Here is a 13416-nt window from a genome sequence, read left to right as displayed (position 1 = left end):
TTATAAATACCAATACAATTATTAGATACTAATGATACCTAAAATAATCCATTATTGTTGGTTGAGTGGAGATGAATTTCCTGTAGATATCAAGCGTAATTTGCAATCATGGAAAAAGTTGCTTCCAGAATATGAATTCATTTTGTGGGATACCAACAAAATAAATCTTTCTCAGAATAAGTTTGCGGAGCAGGCCTTTGAAAAAAAGAAATATGCCTTTGCTGCTGACTATGTTCGCATGTTCGCTTTACAGCAGTATGGAGGAATTTATATGGATTTAGACGTAGAGGTCCTAAAAAATTTTAACAACTTACTGCACTTGCCGTATTTTATAGGTGAAGAGTATTCTAAAACAGGGGTTATCATTGAAGCAGCTATTATTGGCGCAGAGAAAAATGCTGAATGGGTTACCCATTGTGTAAATTATTATTCGGATAAATCTTTTGTGTTACCCGATGGGAGTTACGACTTAACAGTACTTCCCGCTGTAATTAAAAAGAGCGTACAAAAGAGCAGGGATGTAAAAGTTATGGATGATAACGAATTAAACAATCTGTCCTCGGTGTTGAGCGATTCTAGTTGTTTGTACCTATTTCCATATGATTACTTTAGTCCTAAAGATTTTAGAGACGGAAAATTCTATATTTCAAAAAATACCTATACGGTACATCACTTTAATAGTTCTTGGCTCCCCAAATTTTCTAGGATTAGGAGAAAAATTAAAAATATTTTAGGTGTCAAGTTTACCAACAGGCTAGTGAAAAATCCCTTGTTGAACAAGATGCTTCAGTTCTTTAAAAAGATAGAGGCAAAATCCAATACCAAGTAAGTATTATAATTACACCTATTCCTGTTAAATAGCACTATCTACTTGAGGTAATTTAGAAAAGTGTATCGTTTCATAAGAGTCTTTAGTACCTTCAAGTGCAATAGAAGCAAGGTGTTCGTTACCCATATCAAAACTAAGTACGGATAGATTTTGTACATTAGATAAAAGTGCCGAAGGTAAAATATGCTTTCCATCACTGGCAGGGATTTCCTTGAAATTTTTACCAATGCCTTTGCCGGTCGCCTTTACCACAGCCTCTTTACGGGTCCAAAGTTTAAAAAAGGTATATGGTTTATCGACTGCAAACGCTATTTTATAACTATCGGTATCATTGAATACAGTGGGCACAACTTCAGAATAATCATATTCCCTATCTATTCTCTCAACATCAACACCAACTAAGGCATCACTTATTGCAATGAGTGCGTACTTGTTGGTATGCGAGACGTTGAAAAATACCTTTGGGTGAGAGGGGAGGTAGGGCTTTTTATTTTGACCTGCAGCTATGGTGATTTCACCCACGGACAGTCCAACATGCGCAGCAAGTGAAATTTTTAGTAAAGCTCGGCAAATAACGAATCTATGTTCGTCTTTTTTAAAATGATATTTTTGGCTCCGCTTTAGTTCCGCCTCGTTTAAATGATTTTGTAAGTAATGAAAAAAGTCAATATAATCAGCGAGCTTTACCTGGAATAGTCTAATTTTTGAAGTATTTGTAAACGTACCGGTTACCTCCTCGGTTGGAGTATCAATAGTTGCGCAAAGTAATCTACTATACACTTTCAGCGTTATGGTTGTCCAATACATATTGAAGGCTTTTGGCAAATACTTCTACGTTTCCTTTGTCAAACATGTCTATATGATTTCCTGGAACCATGTGTACCCTTATACCTTTGGTCGCCATATTTTTCCAACCAAGAAATTTGTTGTCGTGTACAAAGTTAATTTGCTCTTCTGCCTTGAATAAATCAATTACAATATCTTGTGGTTTTATTACATAATTGCCCGTAGCTTTTAGATGATTTTGCTCCATTTTTAGAACACGATGAAATTGCATTTCATGTTGCTTTTCTTTACCATGTTTTAAACGTAAAAATATTCCCTTTATGTGTAGCATAAATAGACCGGTTCTTCTCTTAAAGTTCTTTTTACTGGTAAACATGTTAAAAGTGACAAAGACTATTTTACCTAAAATGTAGAAAATATCAACTACTTTTTTCTTAATAGGGCTCTCATAATAATAATCGGGAAATACGTACGTGTCAAATTCCCCAACCATTTTAACTTCTTTGCCCATGGCTTTTAATTGCCTAGCCATTTCAAAAGCAATGGTTCCTCCCAGCGAAAAACCTGCCAATGCATAAGGACCATCTGGATTTGACTTCATAATTTCCGCCAGATAGTCCGTAGCCATCTGGTACATGGAATCATGTGGTTCTGCAACACCATCTAAACCCCTTGCCTGTAGGCCATAGACCGGTTGGTCTTTGTCAAGGTTTTGCGCCAGTTCATTAAAAATCAATACATTGTGGTGCGCTCCATGTACAATGTATAATGGAGGCTTGGTTCCTTCCGGTTTAAGGGGTACTAACGAATCCCAAACAATAAACTCACTGTCCATATAGGCAGCTAATTTTTTTACTGTCGGGTGTTTTAATAATGCTACCAAAGGCAATCTGTTTCCTGTTTTTTCTTCCAACATGGTCATGACCCGTACTGCTATAACAGAATGACCTCCAAGCTCAAAAAAATCGCTATCCACGCCGATTTTATCAAGTTTGAGACATTTTTTCCATACCTCTGCTATAATTTTTTCAGATGCGCTAGCTGGTATGGTAAATCCGGTTTTCAGATTCTCTTTTGGTAAGGTTTCAGCCAGTTTTTTGCGATCAATTTTACCATTGAGCGTGGTTGGGAATTCAGAAACCATATTGAACTGTTGTGGTACCATGTGCATTGGTAACTGGTTTCTAAGGATTTCCTTCCACTTAGTAAGCTGGCCTTCATACTTTGCGGTATCTCCTATGGTAGTACAAATATTTGCTACTAACTTATCTTCATGGAATAAAACTACTGAAGATTCTATTCCTTCTAGAGAATCCAAGGCTTGTTCAATTTCACCAAGTTCAATACGATGTCCCCTTATTTTTATCTGTTGATCTATTCTTCCCAGGCACTGAATTTCTCCGGAAGGGAGTAGTTTTGCTAAATCTCCAGTTCGATACAGCACTGGTCCTAATTCAGATTCTATTGGATTTACTATAAATTTTTCATCCGTTAGGTCTTGTCTTTTCCAATATCCTTTGGCTACACCATCTCCTGCAATACAGAGTTCTCCTGTCTTTTCTGCATCCACTAACTGGCCCTGCTCATTTAAGATATACATTTGTGTATTGGCAATAGGTTGCCCAACGGTAATTAGATTATCTGACTTTGAAATTTGCTTTATCGAAGACCAAATGGTAGTTTCTGTGGGACCATACATATTCCAAAGTTCATCTACCCTTTCTAATATGTTTTTGGCTAGGACCAATGGCATCGCTTCTCCTCCACAAAGTGCTTTAAGAGGTAAAGGTTCCTTCCAGCCAGCATCTAATAACATTTGCCATGTCGTTGGTGTTGCCTGCATCACGGTAATTGCTTCATGATGTAGTAGCTCTAATAGTAAACGACTGTCCTTTGCTGTTTCTTCTGTTGTTAATACTAGCTTAGCCCCTTTTAATAAAGGGACATATAATTCTAGCCCTGCAATATCAAAGGATATGGTTGTTATGGAAAGTAGCTTGTCCGTTTCTTCTATACCGGGCTCATTTAACATACTGAAAAGAAAATTAACCAGATTTTTATGAGTTACCGGTACGCCCTTAGGTTTGCCGGTAGAACCAGAGGTATATAATAAATAGGCTATTTCGTTATTAGTTATTTTTATTGGTGCTAACTTGTTGGTATAATTTGGTAGGTCTGCAATAATCGTTTCTAATAATAGTTTTTTGGAAGAAGAATTTAGTGCTGCAGCTAAGTTTTTAGTGGTAATTAAGTACTTTGCCTCGGAATCCTCCAACATAAATTCTAGTCGCTTATTGGGGTAATTCGGGTCTAATGGAAGATAGGCGGCCCCACTTTTCATTATTGCCATCAAGGTTACCACAAGTTCAATAGACCTTGGTAACGACACAGCTACGTAATCTCCTTTAGCGACACCTTGTGCCATTAAATAGTTAGCAGTTTGATTTGCTTGTTTTTCTAAATCTTCATAGGAAATTTCCTGGTCGCCAAATTGTATAGCAGTTTTTAAAGGAGTTATTCGCGATTGTTTTTCCAATAGTTCGTGCAAGGGCAATTGAGGAAAGAAGACTTTCGTATTATTTAAATCCAAATATGCAGCACTATCAACCTTTAGTATATTACCAATCTCTATACTTGGATCTGCTACAATGGCATTTAGGACTTCTTTAAAGGAAGCCATCATCTGCTCAATGGTACTTGGTTTGAAAAGGGAAGTATTATATGCCCATTCTAAAATGAGTTCATTTTCTGTACCCGTGGCGTTTAAAAAAAGTTCAAATGCTTCAAATGCTCTTGGATTACTCTTTAATTTGTAGCTTAAACCTTCAAACCCAACTGCGTTGGCCATACCCATATCAATATTGAACATAATCGGAACTAATGGCACTCTGGAAGGGTCCCTTGCAACCGCAAGCTTTTGTAGTAATTGGCCAAAACTGAACTGTTGATGCTCATAGGCATCGAAAACTTTAACTTTTCGAGCTTTTAAGTACGTATTGAATGGCATACTAGCATTAATCTTACTTCGTAAGGGAAGTAAATTTACGCAGTGTCCAACTAGCTGGTTTTTTCCACTAAGGGACTGGCCAGCAGCTGGGAGACCTAAAACCAAGTCATCTTGACCTGTTTGATGATAAAGGAAGACCTCGAAAGCAGCCATTAAGGTCACTACAAAACTAGCCCCTGATTTAATTCCAACTTTTTTTAATTCACTGACTAAGTAGCTATCAATAGCAAAATCTAAGCGATTACTCTTAAATGTACGTAATTCTGGTCTAGGAAAATCTGTTGGCAGGTTCACTGTTGGTATGGAACCTTCGTATTGTTTGACCCAGTAGTTTTCTGTTTGGTTATATGCGGCACTGGCTATGAATTCTTGTTCTTCTTCTGCGTAGGAACTAAAGGTTTCTGGATGTGGTACATTTGGTATTTTACCTAATATATTGGCGGAATAAAAACTACCTAGTTCTTCGAGCATAATACCCATAGACCAACCATCGCATATAATGTGGTGTGCTGTTAATATCAATTGATGTTCTAGCTCAGAAAGTTTTAATAAACCAACTTTAAATAATGGTCCTTTAACCAAATCAAAAGTATGATGGGCATCTTTGGACAAATAATTTTTCACCTCCTTACTTTGGTCTGCAGCGCTAAGTCCTGAAATATCTTTATGAAAAGGTTTAGTTGGAACTTCCTCAAAAACCATCATAAAAAGACCATTAGGACTAAATGTTGCTCTTAAAGCCTCATGTCTAACCACCAATTTTAGAAGGGCATCCTCTAGGGCAATTGTATTTAGTTTACCTTTGATAATAAGTGAAACAGATTCATTGTAAGCCCTGTTCGCATCTTCGCCTCCCATCGCACATGCGATCCAAACTTCGGCTTGAGCTTGGACAATAGGAATAATTTTTTCTATGATAGGACCTGCAAATGGATCAAAAGCAATTTTATTTTGCATTCTATGTTTGGTTTATATATAGGTTAGCGCTGGGTATGTTATATAATTAATCAACAGGTATTCACCAGGTACACTACACATTGATTTTAACGTAAGACCCATTTTTTTCTTCATCCGCTACAAACCAAGCTGGATTACCAGATTCGTCCATGCCTAATTTAGCTCCTTTTGTGGGAGGCGTATTTAATGATTTTATAGAAGAATCAGCTGAATGCTTCCTAACACTTCCATTATCCTTAATCTCAAATATACCGACATCCGTAAGCTCATCGATACTTTCCATAATCGAGTCAATAATTTTTTTAATGTCCTCATTATTGAACGCCACGGTCATATAACATGGGAAACCATCCATAATATGAATACCTTTTTCGCGCAATAAAACAAATAACAATTCGGAATAAGGGATATCTTCCATTATTTTCAGCCTCCATAAAGAGCCATAATAATTTATTTGAATAGGCAAATGTCGCTTTTGGAATTTGGAATTTAATTCAAGGGCTAGGCCTTCCGTCATTTCCGAAAGTCTTTTTTGGAGCGATGGTCCTTGTTCTTTCATATATTCTAGAGAAGCCTTTGTAGTGGCCAACGCTAAAGGATGCCTTACAAAAGTGCCTGCAAAATAGGTAACACCTACCTCTGGAAAAGAGTCGTCGCCATACTGCCAAAACCCACCATCAAGTGCATCCATCAAATCTTTATTTCCCAATATGGCTCCAATAGAAATACCACCCCCTATAACTTTACCATAGGTAGCAAGATCTGCTTTGATATCAAACAATGTTTGGGTACCGCCCGGGTGCATTCGAAAACCTGTTATAATCTCATCAAAAATAAGAACGGTTTCTGATGCTTTCGTTATCTCGCGAACCTTTTTCAGAAAGTCTATAGGTACAAACTCGGGTCTTCGGCTCTGTACCGGTTCCACTAGAACTGCTGCCAGCTCGTTAGCGCGTTCCTCTATTATCCTTAAGCTTTCTTCTGTTCCATATTCCAGAACCAAAACGTTCTGGACAGAATCTGAAAGAATACCAGCTGCTGCTGGAAACGTTTTTAGTTTTTTAGAACCTCGGACGAGCGCTTCATCATTTATTCCATGATAAGACCCCGCAAAGGTTACAATTAGTGAACGCCCGGTAACTGTTCTTGCAATACGAACCGCTCCAAGCACAGCTTCTGACCCCGTATTGCAAAGACCTGCACGGTCGTGGCCCGTAAATTCACAAAGTAATTCGCACACCTCTCCAGCGAGCGGATGTTGGGGACCAACCTCAAAACCAAGGTCCACTTGCTTATGCAAGGCTTCTTTAATAAAATCTGGCTGATGGCCAAAAAGGCCTGCGCCAAATCCGTTTAAAACATCAATATATTCATTGCCATCTAAATCCCATAGGCGATTGCCTGAAGATTTTTCAATAACTATGGGATATACCAATTCTTTAGTCGCTGGTTTAAATCCAGAAACTACCCTTGGGTCTGCCATGTGGGCGCGGTGTCTCTGTGAATAGGCTTTACTACCTGCGGTTTTTTTATTGTAGCGTTGTATGATGCTATTTAAAAAAGCATGGTGCCTTCCATCTACTTGTGTAGATTTTTTTTCAATCCTTGGAGATGCGCCAAAGGGTTTTTTTAATTCTATTTTTTCTTCTTCTGATAGCTCGTCAGTAGGGGTGGCTGACACACTGGGGCGTAGCATTGAGTTATCTCCTGTTACTATTGGTTGTGATTGTTGTACTTGTGAATCGTTATTCGATACCTGTACATTTTGTATAGCCCCGTTACCTTGTAATAGATTAAGTTGCTGTCCCAGTAATTGTAGCTGTTGAGAAATAAGGCCCAATGCCGTATTATTGTTAGGATTGGCCATCATTACTGGCTGTTGCATAACGGGTGCCATATTGGTTTGCGCAATCGGAGCTGTTTGAACGGGAGCTGCGGTAGTCGTGTTGAGATGAGTTGGAGCATTAACCAGTATCGGGGCAAAACTATCTTTTGGTAAGGTTTCATCTAAATATGTGGCTAAAAGTTCCGGAGTGCTTAGTTCATCGCTTAATTGGCGAAAGGTTATTGCAGTGTTAAATTCTTTCTTGCAAGTAGATGCCATTTGTGTTAGCACCAATGAGTCTAGACCAAGTTCTAAAAAATTATAATTGTTGTCCGCTGGTTCTAAATCTATTCCTGAGGTTTTTGATATTATTTCCGCTATTTTTTCAAGGATAGTATTCTTTCTCATAATGGTAATACTTGGGTTTAAAGTAGTATTTGTAAGCTCGTTTTGTACAGTATTGTTTGTGATTGCCGTATTAAGTGCTACAGGATTATTTTGTTCCATAGTTGTTTCAGTCGGCAGGTTTGCCATTGCCATTTCACTTGTTGGAGGTTTTATCCAGCAAGGTTTTCGGTCATATACATAAGATGGAAGTACTACTTTTTCTCTGGATTGTGTACCATTGAATGCTTTCCAGTCCAGCTCTATTCCATTTAACCATAATTGTCCTAACGCAGTTAATACGGTATGATATGAATTCTCATCTTTTTTGGGAACAGACAAACTTGGTATTGCCGTAAGTGGTTTTGCTCCCTTTTTTTGGATTGCCAGCGTAGTTAGCGCTCGCCCCGGACCTATTTCTAGTAGTATGGCATCTTCTTCCATTCCTATTACCGTGTCCATGGCATCCGAAAAACGTACCGCGGCGCGTAAATGACCTGTCCAATATTTTGGATCTGTCGCATCTGCATCGCTTAACCAAGTACCCGTAACCGTAGAAATCATGGGTAGCTTTGGTGTATTCAAGGTAACTTTTCTAACTTCTTGTTCAAATGTACCTAAGATGGGGTCCATCATAGTCGAATGGAACGCGTGGCTTGTTGCTAAAAGCATATTAGCTATACTTTTCTCTTTCAGCACTATTGCAAAATCCGTAATTGCTTTGTCCGGACCGGAGACAACGCACAGATTATCAGAATTTATGGCAGCAACAGATAGGGTATCCGGTAATGTACCTAAACTATTCGCAGCTGCGCGTACAGATAGCATACTACCTCCCGGAAGTTCGCTTACCAGCTTTCCTCGTATGGTTATTAAGTGTAAGGCATCTGCCAAGGTAAAGATACCTGCTATATGGGCAGCTACAAATTCACCAATACTATGGCCGCATAGAAAGCTAGGTTTTATTTCCCAACTCATCCAAAGTTGTGCAAGTGCATATTCGACCACAAATAAAGCAGGTTGCGTAAATTGGGTATCCTTTAACCTGTTCTCTGCCTCAGTGCTGTTTTCTTTTGGAAAAATGATATCACGTATATCTAATTCTAACTCATTTTCTAAAAGCTGTGCGCAATGATCTACAGCCTCTTTGAATACTTTTTCATTGTCATAAAGTTCCTTTCCCATTTGCAGGAATTGGGAACCTTGCCCCGGAAATAGAAAACCAAGTTCAGTAGGAATATTTCTAAGCGTATTGCTTTTGACGTCCCGGTTGTTCTCGATTAATAACTTCTCTGCTGCCACTGCAGTTTGGCCTGCCACCAAAATACTTCTAGTGTTAAATACATCCCGTGTCACGTTTAAGGAATAAGCAATATCCGCTAGCGGAATGTTGGGCGAAGTGTTTAAATAATCCGCCAATACTTTTTGATACCCTGTTAAACTATGCTCAGATTTGGCGGACCATGCTAGTAATTGCAATGGGCGGCCTACATCAGTTTCTTTTTTTTCTTGTTGGTATTCTTCAACTATTACATGTACGTTGGTACCTCCCACACCAAAAGAACTAACCCCTGCTTTCCTAGTCCCCGAAATGTCCCAATTGCTTAACTTACTATTTACAAAAAACGGATTATTTTCAAAATCGATAAGTGGATTTGGTTTGCTATAACCTAGAGAGGCCGGTATTTGTTTATGCTGCATTGCCAAAATGGTTTTTATGAAACCAGCAACTCCCGCAGCAGAGGTAAGATGCCCCATATTACTTTTTATTGACCCTATGGCACAGTAGTTTTTTCGCTCTTGTTGCCCAAATGCCATTTCAAGGCCTTCTATTTCAATTGGATCACCTACTGGTGTTGCGGTGCCATGGGCTTCCACATAACTTATTTCTGAGGGAGAAACATTAGCGTCATCCAAAGCTTTAGTTATTGCGCTTGCCTGGCCTTCGGCACTAGGAGCGGTGAAGCTACCCTTATCACCTCCATCGTTACTCAAGCCAATTCCTTTTATGATGCCATAAATGGTGTCACCATCTTTTTTGGCACTTTCCAAACTTTTTAAAAGTACAACTCCAGCACCATCACTAAATACGGTACCTTTTCCATTTTCGTCAAACGGATTACAGTGTCCGGTAGGTGTTTTTATAGATCCTTCTTGATATAAATGACCGCTGTTCATAGGTGATGTAACACTTGCTGCCCCTGCCAACGCTACATCGCATTGCCCGTTCCTAAGTGCTTCTACAGCTTCTGCTATGGCAAGAAGAGAGGTGGAACAGGCTGAGTGAACGCTTACTGCAGGTCCCTTTAGGTTTAAGTGGTACGCGGTTCGGGTAGCAATATAATCTTTGTCATTTACAGTAGTCGCCTGAAATTCCCCTACCTGTTCTAGTAATTCCTTATTTGGGATTACATTATTTATGTAGTATGTATTTGTACCGCAACCTGCATAAATACCTACACTTCCATCATAGTGTCTAGGTAAATAGCCCGTTTGTTCCAGTACTTCCCATGATACCTCCAGTAGCAACCTTTGCTGGGGATCCATGGCCGAGACCAATTTAGGATTAAATCCAAAGAATTTCGAATCAAATCCTTTTATTGACGGTACTATACCCCTTGCTCCAACGTATAATGGGTCGTTCCTGTGCGCTTCTGGAATATGTATATCTAATTCGTCCGCTGTAAAAAATGAAGTAGTTTCCTTTCCTTCTTTTAATACTTCCCATAGTTCTTGGACGGATTTGGCACCAGGAAATCTACCGGCCATTCCTATCACCGCAATATCTTTTAGCTTACCAGATATATTCTTGACTTTAGATATTTTTTGTTTTTTGTTAGATTGTTTAGAAATTTTTAAATATTCGGACAGCTTTCGAATAGTTGGGAATTGATATAGTTTAGTCACGGGTATGCTTACTTCTAATTCTTTCTGAAGTATTGCAACTGTTTTTTGACCTAGTATTGATGTTCCACCAATTTCAAAGAAATTATCATCTACTCCTATTGCCTGAACCCGCAGTATTTCAAGCCAAACTTTAACTATTATTTTCTCTTCTTTTGTGGTAGCATTAACTAAGGGAGGCAAAAATTCTGGTCGTTCATATTTGGGCTCGGGTAAGGATTTCCTGTCTATTTTACCATTGGCGGTTTTTGGAAATTCGTCTATGCGAATAAAAAAAGATGGAACCATATAATCTGGAAGTAGATTACCGAGTTTTTTGCGTAAATCTGGCATGTCGTTTACGAGGCTATTCGTAGTCATATAGGCCACCAATTGAGGATGCCCTGTCAGAGAAGTATTTACGGTTACAATAGACTTTTGAATACTAGAAATTTGATCTATTGCAGCTTCTATTTCTCCAAGTTCTATGCGGTGCCCTCGTACTTTCACCTGCTGGTCTATACGTCCAAGACATTCGATTTCTCCATTAGACAGAATTTTTCCTAAATCACCTGTTTTATACAGTCGTTTTCCATTTTTTGTTTCAAACTTGTTAGTAATAAATCTTTCTTTAGTGAGTTCTGGCCTTTGCCAATATCCTTTTGCGGTACCATCTCCAGCTATTACTATTTCTCCTACAGTACCATGAGGTACTAATTCTTCCATTTCATTTAAAATATAGATAAACGTATTTGCAATAGGTCTACCTATGGTAACGGTTGTATCTTCTATAGCCATTTTCTTAACGGATGACCATATGGTAGTTTCTGTTGGGCCGTACATATTCCATAACGAAGTACATTTTTTTAGCAGTTCTTCAGATAATTTTTTCGAAATAGGTTCGCCACCCGTTAAGGCTTTTAAATTTAGAGATTGCTCCCATCCGGCGTCCAAAATCATTTGCCATGTCGTAGGAGTTGCTTGGAGAATTGTAATTTTTTCTTTTTCAAGAATCTCTAAAAGTAATTTATTATCTACAACAGTATTGTTATCTGCCATAACAACACAAGCACCTTTTAATAAAGGCGCATAAATTTCTAAACCTGAAATATCGAATGAAAAGGTGGTAATAGCCAAAAGCCTATCCTCTTTTTCTATTCCAGGTTCTTTTAGTATACTGTAAAGAAAGTTTACTAAATTCATATGGTTTATAGGTACACCTTTTGGCTTTCCGGTAGAACCGGATGTGTAAATGATATACACGTTCGTGTCTGTCGTTACGTTTATTTTAGTAGGCGTGTTGGGTTGTTTCTGAATTTCTTGTGACGAAGAACTATAGATAATTTTGTCGTGTTTCAAAGAAAACATTTCCGCTAACCCGGTTGTTGTCAACAAAAACTTAGTTCTGGCATCTACTAACATAAATTCCAAACGTCCTATTGGATACGCAGGGTCCAATGGAATGTATGTGGCACCACATTTCATAATGGCCAAAAATGTAATAACAATGTCGCTTGATCTGGGTAAACATACACCAATTAGGTCTCCTTCTTTGGTTCCTTGTTCTACTAGATAATTTGCAAGCTGATTAGAGCGATGTTCTAATTCCAGAAAAGTTAATTTCTGTTCTTTAAACTCTATGGCAATGCGCTGTGGTGTACTTAGGGCCTGTTGGCTTATTAAATCATGAAGCGTTTTGTTAGGGTAGTATGTAGCGGTGTTATTAAGTTCGCTATATGATGTTAAAATTTGTTTTTGAGATGCCTCCATGTAAAGGGTGTATTAAAAATATTGTCCGTGTACGTGCTGATTAACAATTAAATGAAAACTTCAAACCATTGGTAAAGTTAATGTAGGGAATTCAAAATAATTATAATAATCGTATGAATACCTCAAAAAATCGTTAATAAGAAGAAAATGTAGCATTAACAAGGCGAATTATGTGCTACTATAAATTAATAATAATTTCAAGAGAAATCAGTGTAAATCAGCAGAACTTTAGTTGTTGTGAGTATTTATTTCGCTAAAAATTTTTGGCCCCAATAATACAGGTTACATCTGGATGTTCGCTCTCTATTCTTTTGGATAGATGCCATACGCTAAATCCGGCATCCTCAAAAAGCTTTGCACAATTATGCGAAAATGCAGATTCATTTCCATAGATTTCAGAATTAGGGTTGCTATTAAAATTATGGCTAAGTGTATTGGGCTCCACGGCAAAAAAGAGTATGTTTCCCAACGAGTCCAGTTTCTTAAAAAAACCCTGAAGTCGTTGTTGGGTAAAGTACTCCAATACGCCTCTGAAGGTAACAAAAATCATATTTGATTTTCCGTTCTGTTCTACCCATTGAAATCCATCTGCGACAACAAACTCAAGTTTAGGATTTTCTTTATATTTTGATATGTCGGCCGTTATTTGAATTTCACTAAGATCAATGCCGACCATTCTAATCATTTCAGGAATTTTAGAACTTAAAAAATGCAATACGCTCCCGTCTCCGGTTCCTATTTCAACTAGGGTGTTAAATTGGTTACTTTCTTTTAAAATTTGTAGAGGTCAGTAGATAAATTCATACTTTTGAATTCAATAAATATAGGGTTTATATGGATATTTTCAAGGGTCAAAACCTTCTAGAGTTCTCCGATCGCTTCAAAACGGATCTGGACTGCAAGGAGTATCTCGCCGGGATCAAATGGAAAGAGGGTTTCAAATGCGTCAAATGTAACCATGTCGCAGCGCAGGTA

The 13416-nt window shown here is 38.2% G+C and carries 5 protein-coding genes and 1 pseudogene; 2 read left to right on the top strand and 4 right to left on the bottom strand.

Annotated features, from left to right (window positions below; all coding sequences use genetic code 11):
* Positions 1-31: 31 nt before the first annotated feature.
* Entirely contained in the window at positions 32-829 is a 798-nt protein-coding gene (locus tag BFP77_RS03205) for a glycosyltransferase family 32 protein (RefSeq protein WP_099572631.1), read from the top strand.
* A gap of 24 nt (positions 830-853) precedes the next feature.
* Here BFP77_RS03205 and BFP77_RS03200 read toward each other — a convergent pair whose 3' ends face one another.
* The 4 genes from BFP77_RS03200 to BFP77_RS03185 form a co-directional block, all read right to left on the bottom strand.
* Positions 854-1636 (bottom strand): 4'-phosphopantetheinyl transferase family protein, encoded by a 783-nt coding sequence (locus tag BFP77_RS03200; RefSeq protein ID WP_099572630.1) that lies wholly within the window; start codon positions 1634-1636, stop codon positions 854-856.
* Positions 1602-5579: a non-ribosomal peptide synthetase gene (locus tag BFP77_RS03195; protein ID WP_099572629.1), complete on the bottom strand. Its 3978-nt coding sequence runs from the start codon at positions 5577-5579 to the stop codon at positions 1602-1604. The genes BFP77_RS03200 and BFP77_RS03195 overlap by 35 nt, the downstream gene beginning before the upstream one ends.
* Before the next feature lie 73 nt (positions 5580-5652).
* Positions 5653-12441, bottom strand: a complete 6789-nt coding sequence (locus BFP77_RS03190) for a type I polyketide synthase (RefSeq protein ID WP_099572628.1) — start codon at positions 12439-12441, stop codon at positions 5653-5655.
* Positions 12442-12694: 253 nt separating this feature from the next.
* Positions 12695-13219 carry a class I SAM-dependent methyltransferase gene (locus tag BFP77_RS03185; protein ID WP_099572627.1) on the bottom strand — a complete coding sequence of 175 codons (525 nt, stop codon included), beginning with the start codon at positions 13217-13219 and terminating at the stop codon, positions 12695-12697.
* Positions 13220-13275: 56 nt separating this feature from the next.
* Between BFP77_RS03185 and BFP77_RS03180 the strand changes: the two are divergent.
* Positions 13276-13416, top strand: a pseudogene (locus tag BFP77_RS03180) (IS1595 family transposase); the annotation flags it as partial.

The sequence above is a fragment of the Maribacter sp. 4U21 genome, assembly GCF_002742365.1.
Classification (GTDB): domain Bacteria; phylum Bacteroidota; class Bacteroidia; order Flavobacteriales; family Flavobacteriaceae; genus Maribacter.
Note: the sequence above shows the minus strand (reverse complement) of the source record. Positions and strands in the feature narration are given on the sequence as shown.

Excerpts from the sequence above, each read along its gene's own strand:
- BFP77_RS03205 (WP_099572631.1), top strand. The coding sequence starts at position 32 with ATGATACCTAAAATAATCCATTATTGTTGGTTGAGTGGAGATGAATTT.
- BFP77_RS03195 (WP_099572629.1), bottom strand. The coding sequence starts at position 5,579 with ATGCAAAATAAAATTGCTTTTGATCCATTTGCAGGTCCTATCATAGAA.
- BFP77_RS03200 (WP_099572630.1), bottom strand. The coding sequence starts at position 1,636 with ATGTATTGGACAACCATAACGCTGAAAGTGTATAGTAGATTACTTTGC.
- BFP77_RS03190 (WP_099572628.1), bottom strand. The coding sequence starts at position 12,441 with ATGGAGGCATCTCAAAAACAAATTTTAACATCATATAGCGAACTTAAT.